This window comes from Bacteroides intestinalis DSM 17393 (genome assembly GCF_000172175.1).
Classification (GTDB): Bacteria; Bacteroidota; Bacteroidia; order Bacteroidales; family Bacteroidaceae; genus Bacteroides; species Bacteroides intestinalis.
Genome location: NZ_ABJL02000002.1, coordinates 40,480 through 57,379, shown reverse-complemented (window position 1 = coordinate 57,379; position 16,900 = coordinate 40,480). Strand labels below are relative to the sequence as shown.

The window sequence follows — 16,900 nt, the reverse complement described above, 5'->3', positions numbered from 1 at the left end:
ATGTAAATTCTCTTGGTATGCTGCCTACTCAACAGACTATCCAATTAAGTAATTACTTAGATTTAGATAATATGATAATCTCTCAGGACAATCTTCTGAGACGAATAAATGACCTTATTGACTTTTCATTTGTCCATGAGAATTTATTGACAAGTATTGCCTGAACAATGGACGTACGGCAAAATGTCCCTTAAGAATGTTCGAGTATCTTTTGTTGAAGATCGGCTATGATATATCCGATGTAGATATTGTGGAACGTTCCCGTTGCGACATGTCCTTTAAATATTTCCTTGGCATGGCTCCGGAAGAATTAGATTTAATTGATTCCAGTTCGCTGTGCAAGTTTCGCAAACTAAGATTGAAAGACAAAGATTTACTGAATCTGCTTTATTGGCAATACTTTGGCAATTGCCGTAGAAAAGGAAATCATCAAATCTAAGACCATAATCGTTGATGCTACACATGCAGTCTCCCGCAGCTATCCGTATTCCCCGTTGAGATACTTAAGTTGCGTTCTAGGCAATTATGCAAAAGCCTTTATGATGCCGATGATACCATAAAGGGTAGCTTTCCGGACAAGAACGAGGATGACAACATGGAGCATAAAAGTGAAGACAGTTCCTTCTTTGGTTATAAGACCCATATCGCCATGAGCGATGAACGTATTATCACGGCAGCTACAGTGGCTTCAGGAGACAAGGGTGACGGCCCCTAGTTGCCTGAACTCATTGAGCAAAGCCGTACCAACGGCATGGAGGTTGAGAGTGTCATAGGAGATACAGCTTACTCCGGCAAGGATAATATCATTCTTGTTCAAAATGAAGAAAAATGTTTTGAGCTGGTGGTAAAACTACATCCAACCGATTTTCATAAAATGGAGGCGTTTAAAGAAAAATCCCGGGTCAGATATTAAGATAGAAGCTAAAAATGCAGAATTGAAAAATGTGTTCGGGTGTGATAGAGCCGACTCATACGGCCTAGACTGTATGCGTATGCAGGGAGCTTTGACCATTTTTGTGACCAATATCAAGAGAATCTTCAAATTAGTCTGAGGAAAAAAGTTTGCCCGTTGGGGGTGTAATGTCCTATGAAGAAGCTCACAAAAACTTCTGGAAGCATACAGAGTCGCATTTAAGTAGAGTGTGAAAAAAGTTCGCCAAATCCGGTTATCAGATTTAGCGAACTTGATTTTAGCATATCAACAGAAGGAGGTGCTGAAAAGAAAGGACTTTTTCAGTGCCCTCGAGTTTACTTCTAGCTTTTTTATTTTTAGAATCTATGACGGCTTTAGGGTGAGTTATTACTATAATATCTTAGAACGAATACCCAAATCCTATATTCAGATAGATAGGATACATGGCAAATGATATTGTGTCAAAGTCCTTTTTAAAGATGTCATTTAATCCCCATGTAAGATCAGCATAAACATTCAGATGCTTGAAAGCTCTCCATTCTCCACCTAATTGTATACCCCATTGGAATTTGCGCAAATCGTCAGAGAAGTCATATGTAGCAATACTTTCATCCGTAAAGTCTACGCGTGAGCCTGTTTGGTCCGGAGTGCGGAGGTGCCCCTCATATACATGACCGGAGAAATCTCCTTCAAGTAAATAGGAGAAATAAGGACCAGCTACAAGTTTCCAGCGTTTGCTTATTTTGTAGTTAGCAAGAACGGGAACAGTAAGATAGGAATTTTTTACTTTAGTCTTTACACCTCCCGTCCATAAGCCCTCTAATTCACCACCGTTAGTATTGATAATTTTCATACCATAATTCTTAACGGTGGCTTCAGTAGTCATATTTTTAGTTTCGAGGCGCAAGCCTAAAGTCAAGCCCCATATTTTTTTTTCATCCAGCCATTTGGTAGCATTACCTTCAATAGAGATTGCCATACTGGGAACATAACTGTCTATCTTGCGTATTTCTTCAGGCAAAGGTAGAGGAGCGGTTCCTCCGATGCTGAATCCTGCCTTTAATGAATATTCCCAACCACGAAGATAAGACTGGCCGAGAATATGGGTTCTATCTTCCTGAGCTTTTATTGACGTAGCTCCAACTACTGTTAACAGTAATATGATAATAATAATATTGTATTTCTTCATGATTATCTTTTTTAGTTCTCTTCGCAAATAAGTTCTACTTCATCAATATATAGTGTGCTGCCTACGGCACCTCTGAAATAAGCACCGTCTACACTTGAAGAGAATACAATGCCAAGTTTATATTTGCCTTTCTGAAGTTCCGTTTCACTAATCTCTTTACCATTCTGAGCTTTGAAAGGGAGATCGAACGGTGTCCATTGATCAGTTTCCAATGCTTCTTCTGCACTAATTCTGGCTAAAGATACTACTTTATCCGAAGTAAGAGAATTGGTTCCATCCAACATAAATGAGTTGTCTTCGGCTTCATACATGACAGCATAGATATCAAATCGATCTTTCTTTCCAGTTTGAGGCTCTCCGCTCTCAGTATAAACCGGTCCTGCTTTAAATTTATAATATCCTTTCAAAGCTTTCGGTCGTTTGTAGAACTGGAAACCAAAAGTTGTAGCTTTAGGAGCATCTTTAAGTGCATTGGCAAGATCAAAAGCTCCGATAAATAAGTTACCGGCAGCAATATACATCTTTACCATGGCGCCGAAACTTCCGGTATCTTTAGTTTCCAACTTGACACATTTCTCTTTATATCCTCCTGCGACTTGTACGGTAGGATAGTCTGTAGGAAGTTTAGACATACCAGTCAGCTTATAACCGGGATTACCACTGGACCATTGCAATACTTTTGAAATCCCTTGTGAAGTACTAGACTCAAATTCGTAAAAAATGTGATAAGGAGTATTTTGGGCAACTAATAACTCCTCGAAATGATAGGAAGTCGGTAATTCTGTTGGCTGGACGTTTATTTCATAAACGGGTTTCCAAACATTATCTTCGGAAGTCACCGTAAATGACCGCGAATGATCTCCTTCGCTAAAGTTGTATATGTTTCCTATATCACCATCTCTGCGATCATTGGGTTTGATGGATGCACCTTCCGGCAAGGCGAAGTTTAGTTGTTGTTTTGCAAGGTTTGCACCTTTGTGCACATATACATCGACTTTTTTTTCATCTGCGTTTATGTTTGCCAATTGCACATCCGCACCTGTACAGCCATCTATGGCTGCTTCTGAATTTAGCGCTTCGTCTTGTATACAAGAAGATATGGCAAATGCCAAAAAGAAACACGAGGTTAGCGTTTTAATCTTCATTTAATTCAGTTTTTGGTTATTAATAATGTAAAACTCAGGCGCAAAGTTAAGTTTCTTTTTTGAAATAGAAGACTTTGCGCACGTATTAAAAACATTTTTTCTAAATTTGTGTCCATTAAAATCAGTGAAATAATGATAACGGAAACGGAGAGAAAACGGATAATCGACCTGATACATCAGGAAGTGGTTCCGGCTATTGGGTGCACAGAGCCCATAGCAGTGGCATTGTGCGTAGCTAAAGCAACAGAAACGCTGGGGGTAAAACCGGAGAAAATAAATGTGTTGCTAAGTGCTAATATTCTAAAAAACGCTATGGGAGTGGGCATTCCGGGTACCGGAATGATTGGATTGCCCATTGCTATCGCATTGGGGGCACTGATAGGAAAATCAGAATATCAGTTGGAGGTATTAAAAGACAGTACGCCTGATGTAGTGGAAGAGGGGAAACGTTTCATTGAGGAAAAGCGCATTCATATTTCGCTGAAAGAGAATATTGAAGAGAAATTATATATTGAAGTATGCTGTGAGGCTGGAGAAGATAAAGCAATAGCAGTGATTGCCGGAGGACATACCACCTTTATATATATAGAACGTAACGGAGAAGTTTTATTTCAGAAACAACATACGGCAAGCTGTGAAAAAGAAGAAGAATGCTTGGAACTGACTTTACGTAAAGTTTATGATTTTGCTCTGAATACTCCACTGGATGAGATCAGCTTTATTTTGGAAACAGCCCGCTTGAATAAGGCGGTTGCCGAACGTTCTTTTGAAGGCAATTATGGCCATGGATTGGGTAAGATGTTGCGTGGCACTTATGAACATAAAGTGATGGGAGATAGTGTCTTCTCACATATCTTGTCTTATACATCAGGTGCCTGTGATGCTCGTATGGCAGGAGCCATGATTCCGGTAATGAGCAATTCCGGTAGTGGGAATCAAGGTATATCTGCCACTTTGCCTGTACTGGTTTTCGCTGAAGAAAATGATAAATCCGAAGAAGAACTGATACGTGCTCTGATGTTGAGCCATCTGACGGTGATCTACATTAAACAAAGTTTGGGGCGTTTGTCTGCTTTATGTGGCTGTGTGGTTGCTGCTACAGGTTCCAGTTGCGGTATTACCTGGTTGATGGGGGGAACTTACGATCAGGTGGCTTATGCCGTTCAGAATATGATAGCCAACCTTACGGGTATGATTTGTGATGGTGCGAAGCCCAGCTGTGCGTTAAAAGTAACCACTGGTGTATCTACCGCTGTTCTTTCTGCCATCATGGCTATGGAAAACCGTTGTGTAACTTCTGTAGAAGGTATTATTGATGAAGATGTGGATCAAAGTATCCGTAATCTGACCAAGATAGGGTCGAAAGGAATGAATGAAACGGATAAATTGGTACTGGAGATAATGACGGGGAAATAGTGATTAGTGGTGAGTGATTAGTGGTTGGAAACTGTGCAGCATAATAGCACAGCTGCTAATAACTTATCACTCACCGTTAATCATTATATTAATGATTGCATCCACATCCTTCATGATCGTGATCGCCGCATCCGTCGCCGCAATTGTCACCACAGCTATCGCAACCGCAACTACATCCACCACCGCTCATCATACGAGCGATTTCAGCTAATTCTTCATTGGTTGCCGGGCGGCTTTCTATTACTTCACCTACAAAGTTCAGGTCGCAACCTGCCAAGGGGTGATTCATATCCATTACCACTACGTCTGCTTTTATTTCTTGTACGGTTCCGTTGATACGTTGACCTTCAGAGGTCATCAAAGGCACTACATTACCGGCTACAATACGTTCGTTATCGAACTTACCGTCTACTTCAAAGATTTGCTTCGGAAGGTCGATTACATGTTCTTCGTCAAAGTCACCGTAAGCATCTGCACAAGCGATTGTGAAATCGAACTTATCACCTGCTTTCAGGTCTTTCACCTGATCCTCGAAAGACTCTAAAGTCAGACCAAGACCGGAAATGAATTGGAAAGGGTGTTCTGCGGTGGCTTCTTCGGTGAAATCTTTCTCACCATCTTCTATAGCGTATAATTTATAAGCTACGGTAATGTACTTGTTTTCTACTGTTTCCATTGATTTATTCTATTGTTTTAGTTAGTAATTCTTGCCTTTTTTCTTTTTGGAAAGCGACAAAGATACGAATATTTTTTTGTAAATCTCATAAGTCCTTTCTGTTCTATACAACCATTCTGAAAGTTTTGTTTATTACTGACGGGATATGAACAAAATGTGATAAGGTGGTAGGGTGATAAAGTGATAGCGGGATAACGCTCTGTGATATATAGCGCAGCCACTTTATCACCTTACCACCTTATCACTCCTTTATTTCTTTCTATTTCGATATGAACACAATCCAACTCCTGATCCGCAAATAATATAAGTTTCAGAGGTTAAGCCGCCGCATTGCCACTTTTATCCCTTTTCGCTGCGACGGTTAAGGAAAATTGTAGTAGGCATTTATTCTTTCCACCATGGAGAAAGTTGCTTTCCACCACGGGGAAATTTTCTTTCCACCATGGTGGAAAGAAAGAAACTCCACGATGGAAAGAATAAGCGTTCGGATGGAAAAGGCTAACCGTTGGAAGGGAAAAAGCATAGGAATGCCTAAGAAAAGAGTTAGCTATTGGAGGAAGTTCATATCTGAACGGTTATGAACTTTCCTCCTTACCACAGAAGCCTTTATACCCAAAAGGAAAGTACTTCAACGTTGAGAGGAGAACTTGTGGAAACAGATATTATTTTTCTTCTCCTTCATGGTATAGAAAGGAGAATAGAAGCAGATATACCTTAAAATTGTACTTCTGTATGTGTAAAGTTATAGGGCTCGAATGAATCGTAAATATCTGTATATGCTGATATCCAGCAGGTTATCTGTGCTTGCTGAAATTGAGTAAAAGAAATAACTAAAATAGTAAAGCAAAAAAAATTAATACCCATAGCTTTGCGACGTTAATTTTAATATAAACATTATGAAAGATGCAAAAGTATTAATTAGAGATTGGAATAGACATCAATGTTTGATGTTATTCTTATGCTTATTCTTTTTGTCTGCAGGAGTTGCCCCAACGGCACATGCCGCTTCGGAAGTCACGATGGGCGTTGACCAGGAACTGCGGATTACGGGGGTGGTAAAAGACACCAGTGGTGAAACAATGATTGGAGTGACGGTAATGGTAAAAGGGACCGGTACCGGAGCTATCACCGACATTGATGGCAAATACAGTGTGACTGTGCCCGGCAGCAAGAGTGTGCTGTCATTCTCCTTCGTAGGATATACCACAAAAGAAGTGACTGTCGGTAATCAGAAGACTATCAATGTTACTTTATCCGAAGATTCCAAAATGATAGATGAGGTAGTAGTCATCGGTTTCCAGTCCCAGAAGAAAGGAAACCTGACGGCTTCCGTGGCTTCCGTAGGAGCAGAAACGCTGGAGAACCGGCCGGTGGCTAATATCGGTCAGGCACTGCAAGGCTTAGTGCCGGGACTGAACGTCAGCATCGACGGCGGCGATCCCAATAAAGTTCCCGCACTGAACATCCGCGGTGCCACCACTTTCCGCCAGCGTGGTACCTCGAACGACGATAAGAACAAGTTCGATGTAGTTTCAGGATCACCACTCATCCTGTTGGACGGTGTAGAGATTACCGCAACGGATCTGAACCAGTTGAACCCTAACGACATCGACAATATGTCGTTCTTGAAAGATGCCTCGGCAGCTGCCATTTATGGTACAAGAGCTACTTTCGGTGTGGTATTGGTGACTACCAAGGGGGGAACATTCAATCAGAAAGCCAAGATAGAGTATTCTTACAATCTGGCTTTCGACCAACCCTATGAGTTGCCCGATATCTTGGACTCCTATCATATATATAAGGCCGGATTGGACAAGAAACTATGGACAGGCGACATCACCGAGTATTCCCAGCACGACAAAGACATGCTGGATCACATGATGGCCTACATAAACGATCCCAAGAACAACAAGCCTTATTTCATGGAAGGCGAAGCCATTCAGTGGGTAGGCAACACCAACCCTTACAAAGAATTGGTGAAGGACTGGACGCCGACCCAGAAGCACAACCTCTCCATAAGCGGAGGAGGCGAACGAATGAGCTACTACATCTCCTTAGGTATGCAAGACCAAAAGGGAATGTACGAAATAAGGACCGACAAGCTGAAACGCTACAATGCCATGCTCAGCCTGAACGCCAAGGTGACCGATTGGTTCAATGTAGGCGCCAAAGCTTCCTACAATGTGTTCGACTACGACTCGCCAACGCAGCAGACGGATGGTATGAACCTCTGGTCGTACGCCAAATCCTACTATCCGGAGAATTACATCTACCAGCCGGTATTGACCGGTCCGGACGATCCTTTGCCCAATCACCCTACCGAAAATACGGTGAGCTATCTGTATGCCAACGGGCGTAACATTACCTCCAGGCGGAAGACTATCCTCTCCCTTAGCCCTGAATTTATCATTCTGCCCAAGATATTGAAAGTAAAGGCCGACCTTTCCGTGACGCCCACCACCTATCAGAGGGAGAAGACGCACCCGATGCAGGAACGCGTAAACACTTCGTGGACGGCCCTTGAAAACCGTTGGGCTACGGAGAACACAGGCTATATAGAGCGTAGCAGTACGGATCAATACTCCATCAACGTATACGCCGATTACAACCAGACCTTTGCCCAGAAGCACAACGTGTCTGCCCTGATAGGCTTTAACCAGGAGCAAGAGAAGTACGCCTATTCTTCCATTTCGCTGGTGAAGATGATAGACCCGTACATTCTGAACCCCACGTTGGTGGAAGACGTAACGGCTAATACTTCCGGCAATGGCCACCACGAGATCAGCGCGCGCGCCTTGTTCGGCCGTATCATGTACAACTACATGAGCAAGTATCTGATAGAAGTAGATGCCCGCTATGACGGTAGTTCCAAGTTCCCGAAAGACTCGCGCTACCAGTTCTTCCCCACCGTTTCGCTGGGATGGAGAATATCGGAAGAAAAGTTTATGGACTGGTCGAAGAGCTGGTTGGACAATTTCAAAGTAAGAGCCTCCTGGGGGCGTTTGGGCAGCCAGCCGAGCAAAAATTATCCGTATCAATCCGTGTTCAACATAGAGTCGGGATACTTCTTGTTTGACGGTACGCGCTATCCTACGGGTATTACTACCCCTTCGCTGACTAACCCCAGCCTTACGTGGGAAAAATCGACGACGAAGAATTTAGGCTTCGACTTCATATTCCTGCAAAACCGCCTCTCGTTTACTGCCGATATTTTTGAACGCAAGGTGACAGACATTCTGATTCCCGGCGGAAAGGAATATCCGGCTTTGATTGGTGACGATAATCTACCGCTTGAAAATGCGGGTGTATTGAAAACTACCGGTTTTGAACTGCAGGCCAAATGGTCGGATAAACTTGCCAACGGACTGAGATACAGTGTGGGTGTAGCCCTGTCGGATGATAAAGCTAAGGTAGTGAGTTATCCCTCCAACCCGACGAACTCCATCGGAGACGGTAAGCTGTACAAAGGATTTACCGTAGGAGACATCTGGGGATACGAGACCGGAGGCATTCTGCAAGAAGGTGACTTCGACGGTGTGGGTGCTAATGGAAAGCCCTTGTATCACGGTCCTTATTTCAAAGGCGGGCAGGCATATCCGGGATATGTATGGTATCAGGATTTGAACCACGACGGTGTGATCACCGGTGGCTTGGGTACCGTAGACAATCCGGGTGACCGGAAAGTGATTGGTAACAACGCGCCCCGTTACCGCTACAACATTACGGCCAACGTGCAGTACAAAGGCTTCGACTTGGACGTGATGTTCCAAGGCGTGGGCAAGAGAGACTACTGGCTGTCGTCCAGTTCCAGCTACTGGGGCGGTGGAGCAGGCTCGTGGGAAACCTACAATGACTCGTGGACGCCCGAAAGGACGAATGCCAAGTTCCCGATGTATGGATATGGTCTGGGCAGTTATACTCAAAGCGGTTATTTGCTCGATGCTTCCTATATCAAGCTGAAACAGGTGATTCTGGGTTACACCTTCCCAAAAAACATGATAAACAAGATAGGGCTGGAGAAGCTGAGGCTGAATATAGCTGCTTATAACTTGTTCACCATCTCGGATGTGCCCAAGTATTACGACTCGGATTACATATCCGATGCATATCCTCCCAAACGGACATTCAGCGTAGGTATTCAAGTAGGTTTTTAATGTATTAAATAAAATAGAGATATGAAAAAATATTCAATAATAACTTTGCTCGCGGCCTTGATGATGCCTTTCGGGGCTTGTAACGATGACTTCATGCAGCGAGATCCGATAGATCAGATGGCGGACGGCACGTTCTTCGTAAAAGAGGCTGACCTGAAGTTATACTTAGAAGGTATTTACAGATACTATGTATATGGACACGGTGTTTCCGGAACCAACAATACGTCGCACGACAAGGGTTTCCTTGCTGTGAAAGCCGGTAGCCAGATTATTTTCGGCGACGCCTTCAGTGACAACACGGTGTATGCGGGCGGCATCGACGCCAAGTTGGGCGGTACGTACGACACGCCTACATCGGCCTCCAAGAACTTTGACGCACCCTGGCAATGGGAGAAGCTGCGCAAGGTGAACTATTTCCTGAACAATTATGGAAAAGTGGGCGACCCCGAGAATCTTACATGGTACGCCGCTCAGGCTTACTTCTTCAAGGCGTGGGATTACTATATCAAGCTGGTAGCTTTGGGTGAAGTGCCCTGGCTGGACAAAGAACTGGACACAAGCTCGCCCGAGCTGTACGGAACCCGCATGCCACGTGCTGAATTGGTGGATAAGATACTGGAATGTTTCGACTTCGCTATTCAACATTTGGAGGATAATTCCAATTCATGCGGATACATCAATCAAGATATGGCCTTGTTCCTGAAGTCACGCTTCTGCCTCTTCGAGGGAACCTTCCGGAAGTACCACACAGAACTGAACATGACCGCTTCGGCAAACGATATGCTCAAATTGAGCCGCGATGCCGCCAAGGCAATCATCGACAAGAACAGATATTCGCTCTTCGTACACCCCACCGCCAAGGACTCGTATTGGCAACTGTTTGTACAGAAAGGTTCGCCCGAGACGGAAGGTAACAACGAAACTATCCTCTCACGCGTATACGACGGCGTGAAGCTGGGACACGACAATCCGCGCTACTGGGGATTCAACAACCACACGCGCTACTGCATGGGCGCTCCACTCTGCATGATTGAGGACTACTTATGCGAAGACGGACGTCCCATCTATCTGAGCGGTACGGAAGGTAACTACGAGCAGAACCCCTTATTCAAGGGCTATGACGGCATGTGGGAAGAACTGAACAACCGCGACCCCCGCCTGACACAGACGATCTGCCGACCGGGCGAATACGCCACCGTGCTCGACTATGACAACAACAACTACGGAATCGAGAAGTCCGGTGTCATCTATCCCATGATTACGCACGACACGGGGGGCGGCTCACCCATGAAGATGTACAACTCCACGGTAACCGGTTATCGCTTCATCAAACATTGGATGCCCGAAATTGAACAGTGGGTAGCCAATGCCAAAGGTGTGCAAACCGCTCACATGTTCCGCTACGGAGAGCTGCTGCTGATTTATGCGGAAGCAAGAGCCGAATTGGGCGAGATTACCGATGAAGACCTGGAAATCACCGTGAACGCCTTGCGCAAAAGAGCAGGCTTTGACTTTAATAAGTACCCCGGTGCCAAGTTGACCTTATCTAATATCCCGGCCGATCCCCGCTTGGACGCTATCTATGCACGGACACTCGATTATTCCGTTTCGCCCATCATCCGCGAAATACGCCGCGAACGCCGCGTGGAAACCATGATGGAAGGCATGCGCTACGAAGACCTGATGAGATGGAAAGCTGGCAAGCTGTTCACCGTGCCCGTGAGAGGTATGAAGATGACCAAGGAGAAGATAGAACTGTATAGCAAGAACCGCAACGGTGAAACCTATAAAGACTTCCCTTACAAAGTAACGGTGCCCATAGGCGAAATAGGTAACAAGGTAATTGTGGATAGCGACGGCTTCATCATTCCTTATCCTACATCGACCACCGTCATCAACGGAGTAAGGCCGTGGGACGATAAGCGCTACTACTATCCCATACCGCTGAACGAGATGCTGATGAATCCGGAGTTGAAACAAAATCCGGGTTGGAAAGACATTAACAGATAACCGATTAACAGAAGAAGATTATGAAAACAAGAAACATATACATATTGGCAGGACTGTTCGCGTTCGGAGCATTCTTTACAGGGTGCGACGACGATGACGACGGCAAGGCGGTGGCTATCACCGTGAAAAATGCAACCAACCTGAAAGAAGATATCTTTGGCGTAGTGGTTACCGAAGACCAGCCGGTACAGCTCAATCCATTCGTCATGCCCGAGAGTGCCCGGGCAGGCGCTGTCAGTTACCATTTTGCGGGTGAGCCAACCGGTGCCATCGATTTGAGTGCCGACGGTTTGATAACCCCTAAGTTGACAACTTCGCCCACAGGCGACATCCCTTATCCATTGGGTACGGACACTATTATTGTGCGGGTAGACGACGGGTCGGGTACTTACGTGAAATACCCCATCTGGGTGGTGAGCAAGATCAAGCTGGTAACCAGCATCACCATCCAATCGGGTGGGTAGACCATTGAAGAAGAAAATGGCAGAACCTTTAATCTGGCACAGTTCGTAACGGTGAATCCTAAAGACGCTACAGACAGCGGAGTGACATATTCATCGGAAGACGAAACAGTGGCAACGGTAGACGCCAACGGCGTGGTTACCATCACGGGCCAAGTGGGCGAAACCACCAACATCACCGTAACGGCCAATGACCGGGGCAAGCAATCGGCCACCGCCCGGGTGAAGGTGGCAGCCGAGGCGCCGCTCTATGTGGCATTCCCATACTCCGCTGACAAGTGGAAAGTTTCCAGTAATGTGGAAACACAGGAGGGAGATATTCTGGCTCTTTTCGATGGAAAGAATTCCACTTTCTGGGTGCCGAAGATCGGTAAACGTCCGCTCTACGACGTGGTAGCCTATTTGGACCTTGACTTGGGGCAGGTGATTAAGTTCGGACAGTTCGGCTACATGCACCGCAGTTTAAACTACGCCTGGTTGCAGTGTCACACCTTTAAGCTGGAAGCAAAGAAGGAGGCGGCAGATGCATGGACGGATCTGGGTAATTTTGAAACCGAAGCACTGAAGGTGGAAGATTACCAGTTGTTTGAGGTGGACCCTATAGAAGTGCAATATATCAGACTTACCTTCATCAAGGGGCACCTGAGACCCGGAAGCGGCTCATGGGGCGAGTATTCCGAATCGGGAAGCGTGTGCGTAGGTGACGTTCAGGTATCGATTTACAACAGATAGTTATTTTCTCTTAAAAGCGGATGACGCGGATGATACGGGGTTACAGCCGTTCTTCCGCGTTGTTTGTGTAAAGACATGAATGTTTTTTCGTAACTTAGCAGCGTAGAACCCGCAACATTCACCTTTTATTAAAAAACATCAGATACTTATGAAACATAACCGGCTGTTTTTCTTCATCGCCTTTTGGGTCTGTTCGATAACCAGCTTCGCCTCTGTTGAAGCCACTGCCTACAAGTTCCGAACCATGTCGCCCGAAGGAGGCTTCTACTACGACGGTGTAAAGGCCATTGAGCAAGACAACGCAGGGTTCATCTGGGTAATGATGGACTACGAACTTTACCGTTTCGACGGCTACGAGTACAAGAAATACCATTCCTACTTTGCCTCGATGGACTCTACGAAAAGATGGATACTGCACAACATGGCATCCGATTCCGAGGGGCATCTGTACGTCAACACCAACAACGGTATCTATATGTACGACGGGGTGAGCGACCACTTCCGGAGGATATTCGATGCCGTGTCTATCGTGAAAACCGACAAAGTCGATAACCTTTGGGTTAGGCATGGCAATCTCTGGAGCATACTCGACGTCGGTACCGGCGAACTCATCACCCCTTGTCACGATGAGCCGACGCCTACCGGCAGTAACCTCTCTTTGTGCACCTACAACAAGGACCTCTACAGCTTTATCGGCCGCAAGATTTACCGCTTCAACCATGCTGGAAATAAGTTCGAGCACTGCCTTACCTTGCCCGGTTCCAGCCGTGAAGGCATCCGCTTCGCTGCAGCGCACAAGGGCAAGATGTGCGTTTTCATAGACAAAGAGGGTCTGTACGAAATAGACCTTTCCACTTTCAAGACGGAAAACCGGTATGGTCCTTGGAACGAGTTCAACGCTAACTCGTTGCGTGCCTTTCACATTGACAAGAACGGCAAGATATGGTTCGGAACCATCGATAGGCTCTACATCCTGGACCCTGTCACCCGCCACTTGTCAGCCTATCAGCATTCGGACACCGACCCCTTCAGCCTGCCCAATAATTCCGTATGGACCATAAGCGAAGACCGTCAGTCCAACATCTGGATAGGTACCTACTCCGGCAAGCTGTGCTACGTTAACCTGAATGAGAACTGCATATTTCAAACTTTCAACACCCGCAACAGCGGCCTGAGCTACGTGCCTGTGAGTGCCTTCGCCGAAGACGACCGCTATCTCTGGATAGGCACCGAGGGAGGGGGAGTGAACCGCATGGAGAAAGCCACCCGCACGTTCAGTTCCTTTGCCAATAATGATGACGTTTCGTTCCGCAATATCAAATCTCTTGTCATCGGTCCCCAACGTAACCTCTGGATATCCACTTTCCGTGAGGGAATGGATATGTATAGCCCCGGCCAGAACCGGGTAGTGAACTACCGTAACATCCCCCGGGATACTACCTCGCTGTTAGTGAACAACATACGCAAAACCATCCTCGAAGCAGACTCAGGCGTATGGGTGGCCTATCAGTATCCTGTGCCCCAAATATCCTACTTCTCCCTCAACCGCAAGACTTTTACCCACTTCAGCCTGGACAGTATCGGAAATTATGCTTTCCTGTTCGACATCCTTCGCCAGGGCGAAAAGACCCTCTGGGCTATCACCAACGAAGCTCTCTACCGCATGGACACCCACACATACGCTGTGCAGAAGATAGTGCCCGACGACTCCACCTATCTGGGGCTGTTCACTTTTTGCCTGGATGATGCGGGCAACATCTGGATAGGCACTATCGGCAACGGGTTAGTGAAGTTTGATACCAACACCTCCACCTTCACCTCGCTCAAGGAGGGTATGGAGGAAGATATCTACTCCATCTACTCTATCTGCTACACCGACGGCAACGTGTGGATGGGCACCGATCAAGGGCTTTACTGCTATAACATAGCCCATAACCACTTGCTCAACTTTGACAAGCAGGAAAACACGCAAGGACAGGTGTACTATCCGTTGGCGGCCATGAAGGGCAAAGACGGGCTGCTTTACTTCGGGGGTACTAACGGTTTCACCATTATCAACCCGCAAGGAATGTCCTACAACACATACAAGCCCAAGGCCATTATTTCCGAATTCTTCATCAACCATCGCCCCGTGCGCCCCGACTATGTGCTCAGCGATTCCATTGCCACCGTTACACTGGACTACGACCAAGTGAACTTCGGCTTCCGTTTCTCTTCGGACAATTACCACATTCTGGAGAAGAACCGCTTCCGATACCGCCTCCGGGGTTACGATGATGCCTGGATTACCACCAACGCCCGGCAGCGCACGGTGATGTACCCTAAAGTGCCGGCCGGTACCTACTACTTCGAGGTGTACGCTGCCAACAACGACGGCATCTGGGGTGACAAACCTACCATCATAAAAGTCGTGCGCAAAGTAGCCCCTTGGCTCAGTCCCATAGCCTACCTGCTCTACCTGCTCATCGTGCTGGGCATCGTCTTCCTCGTTTACCGCCACTACGCTGAAAAGAAAAAGCTTAAGCTGATGCTCTATCAGGAGAACATCGAGAAAGATAAAAAGGAGCAGATACACCAGGCACAGCTACGCTTCTTCACCAACATATCACACGACTTCCGAACACCGCTCTCCCTCATATTGGCAGCCTTGGATAAGTTGCGCCGAGACGGGCTGAAGGAGTACTATTACCGCATACTGAACGGAAATGTGCAGCGGCTGCTCAATTTAGTGAACGAATTGATGGACTTCCGCACGGTAGAGAACGGCAAGATGCGCCTGGAACTGCAACCGATAGACGTGAACCGGATGATACAGGAAATTGCCGACGACTTCATGGACTATGCTGCACAGCACCACATAGACTTCCGTGTAGATTGCGACAAGGCATTGCCCGACGAACTTTACGCCGACAGGAGCATCGTGGAGAAAATCACTATGAACCTATTGAACAATGCCTTCAAATACACCCGGGAGCACGGAAGCATCTTTGTAGAAGTGAAGTGCGGGAAAGATTTCCATTCCGAGTACAAAAACAGCTATACGGTGGGCGAGACAAATGACGAGGTTTTTTCCATCATCGTGCGAGATACGGGCGTAGGTATTTCAGGCGAGTCCATCAGCAGTGTGTTCGAGCGATTCTATAAAGTGAATACGGTGAACCAGGATTCGCACTTGGGCACGGGCATCGGGCTGGCACTTGTCAAGAGCTTGGTGCTGTTGCACAAAGGCAGCATCACCATCTACAGTGAAAGAGAACGGGGTACCGACTTCATCGTGAGCCTGCCTGCTGACAGCAGCCTCTTTAGCGAATCCGATTTTGTGAAGTGCAAGGACACGGCGGCGGAAGAAACGATAACGGAAGGTTCCACCGCTTCTGCAGAGGAAGACTCGCCCGCCGGCATCAAAGATATGGAAGTGGAGTTCGTGCCTTCCATCAAGAAGAAGATATTGATAGTGGAGGATAATGACGACCTGCGGATGCTGATTGCCGAAGCCTTGTCCGAGGAATTCCGGGTAATGCAGGCTGCTGACGGATTGGAAGCACTGAAGCTGATAGCCAAGGAGGACTTCGATCTGATAGTGAGCGATATCATGATGCCCGGCAAAGATGGCGTGTCACTGTGCAACGAACTGAAGGGCGATGTGAATACCTCGCACATCCCTGTCATCCTGCTCACCGCCAAAACCAGTCTCGAAAGCAAAATAGAGGGAACGGACGCCGGAGCCGATCTATACTTTGAGAAGCCGATAGACCTGACCTATCTCAACCTTGCCATCCTCAACCTTTTCCGGAACCGCCACCAACTCAAGGAGCACTACGCCAAGAACCATTATGCCGACAGTAGTGAACTCTCTTCCAACGAGCAGGATGCCAAGTTCCTCAAACAACTGATAGCCTTCATTGAGGAGAACATAGACCAGTCGCAGATGGACGTCAACCTCATAGCCGAGCAACTGATGATGAGCCGGAGCAAGTTGTATGCAAAGGTGAAGAGCCTGACGGGGAAATCTGTTGTAGAGTTCGTGTTGCATTGCCGTCTGCGTAAAGCCGCCAAGCTGATTATCGAAGAAAACATAACCATGCGCGAGGTAATGATGCAGATAGGAATAGAGAGCCAGGCGTACTTTACCAATGCTTTCAAAAAAGTGTTCGGCGAAACGCCTACAGCCTTTGCCGCCAAGCACAAAAGCGCGCATCATTAG

The 16,900-nt window shown here is 46.5% G+C and carries 9 protein-coding genes and 1 pseudogene; 7 read left to right on the top strand and 3 right to left on the bottom strand.

Annotation, left to right across the window (positions count from 1 at the left end; all coding sequences use genetic code 11):
• Positions 1–17: 17 nt before the first annotated feature.
• Positions 18–1,052 (top strand): annotated as a pseudogene (locus BACINT_RS23465) (transposase).
• Between the two features lie 261 nt (positions 1,053–1,313).
• On the opposite strand, the gene BACINT_RS01160 reads toward BACINT_RS23465, so the two are convergent.
• Together BACINT_RS01160 and BACINT_RS01155 are read right to left on the bottom strand one after the other, a co-directional pair.
• Positions 1,314–2,102, bottom strand: coding sequence for a porin family protein (locus tag BACINT_RS01160; RefSeq protein ID WP_007659943.1), 789 nt, complete (start codon positions 2,100–2,102; stop codon positions 1,314–1,316).
• An 11-nt stretch (positions 2,103–2,113) separates the two neighbouring features.
• Positions 2,114–3,247, bottom strand: coding sequence for a PCMD domain-containing protein (locus tag BACINT_RS01155; RefSeq protein WP_007659942.1), 1,134 nt, complete (start codon positions 3,245–3,247; stop codon positions 2,114–2,116).
• Between the two features lie 132 nt (positions 3,248–3,379).
• Between BACINT_RS01155 and BACINT_RS01150 the strand changes: the two genes are divergently transcribed.
• Positions 3,380–4,663 (top strand): L-cysteine desulfidase family protein, encoded by a 1,284-nt coding sequence (locus BACINT_RS01150; RefSeq protein ID WP_007659941.1) that lies wholly within the window; start codon positions 3,380–3,382, stop codon positions 4,661–4,663.
• An 88-nt stretch (positions 4,664–4,751) separates the two neighbouring features.
• On the opposite strand, the gene BACINT_RS01145 is transcribed toward BACINT_RS01150, so the two are convergent.
• Complete coding sequence (locus tag BACINT_RS01145; protein WP_007659940.1) at positions 4,752–5,339, bottom strand: FKBP-type peptidyl-prolyl cis-trans isomerase; 588 nt, start codon at positions 5,337–5,339, stop codon at positions 4,752–4,754.
• A gap of 896 nt (positions 5,340–6,235) precedes the next feature.
• On the opposite strand from BACINT_RS01145, the gene BACINT_RS01135 reads away from it, so the two are divergent.
• The 5 genes from BACINT_RS01135 to BACINT_RS01120 all read left to right on the top strand — a co-directional run bounded on the left by BACINT_RS01135 (position 6,236) and on the right by BACINT_RS01120 (position 16,900).
• The gene (locus BACINT_RS01135; protein WP_007659936.1) at positions 6,236–9,493 is read left to right on the top strand and encodes a SusC/RagA family TonB-linked outer membrane protein; all 3,258 of its coding nucleotides are present in this window, start codon (positions 6,236–6,238) and stop codon (positions 9,491–9,493) included.
• A 21-nt stretch (positions 9,494–9,514) separates the two neighbouring features.
• Positions 9,515–11,503 (top strand): RagB/SusD family nutrient uptake outer membrane protein, encoded by a 1,989-nt coding sequence (locus BACINT_RS01130; RefSeq protein WP_007659935.1) that lies wholly within the window; start codon positions 9,515–9,517, stop codon positions 11,501–11,503.
• Positions 11,504–11,523: 20 nt separating this feature from the next.
• A complete protein-coding gene (locus tag BACINT_RS24430; RefSeq protein WP_007659934.1) occupies positions 11,524–11,967 on the top strand; it encodes a hypothetical protein in 444 nt (147 codons plus the stop codon).
• 51 nt (positions 11,968–12,018) lie between these two features.
• Positions 12,019–12,696 carry a discoidin domain-containing protein gene (locus BACINT_RS24425; protein WP_007659933.1) on the top strand — a complete coding sequence of 226 codons (678 nt, stop codon included), beginning with the start codon at positions 12,019–12,021 and terminating at the stop codon, positions 12,694–12,696.
• A 148-nt stretch (positions 12,697–12,844) separates the two neighbouring features.
• Positions 12,845–16,900: a hybrid sensor histidine kinase/response regulator transcription factor gene (locus BACINT_RS01120; protein WP_044154589.1), complete on the top strand. Its 4,056-nt coding sequence runs from the start codon at positions 12,845–12,847 to the stop codon at positions 16,898–16,900.

What these genes read in the sequence shown, in the direction of transcription:
- BACINT_RS01120 (WP_044154589.1), top strand. Translation starts at nt 12,845, where the DNA reads ATGAAACATAACCGGCTGTTTTTCTTCATCGCCTTTTGGGTCTGTTCG.
- BACINT_RS01160 (WP_007659943.1), bottom strand. Translation starts at nt 2,102, where the DNA reads ATGAAGAAATACAATATTATTATTATCATATTACTGTTAACAGTAGTT.
- BACINT_RS01150 (WP_007659941.1), top strand. Translation starts at nt 3,380, where the DNA reads ATGATAACGGAAACGGAGAGAAAACGGATAATCGACCTGATACATCAG.
- BACINT_RS01135 (WP_007659936.1), top strand. Translation starts at nt 6,236, where the DNA reads ATGAAAGATGCAAAAGTATTAATTAGAGATTGGAATAGACATCAATGT.
- BACINT_RS01155 (WP_007659942.1), bottom strand. Translation starts at nt 3,247, where the DNA reads ATGAAGATTAAAACGCTAACCTCGTGTTTCTTTTTGGCATTTGCCATA.
- BACINT_RS24430 (WP_007659934.1), top strand. Translation starts at nt 11,524, where the DNA reads ATGAAAACAAGAAACATATACATATTGGCAGGACTGTTCGCGTTCGGA.
- BACINT_RS01145 (WP_007659940.1), bottom strand. Translation starts at nt 5,339, where the DNA reads ATGGAAACAGTAGAAAACAAGTACATTACCGTAGCTTATAAATTATAC.
- BACINT_RS01130 (WP_007659935.1), top strand. Translation starts at nt 9,515, where the DNA reads ATGAAAAAATATTCAATAATAACTTTGCTCGCGGCCTTGATGATGCCT.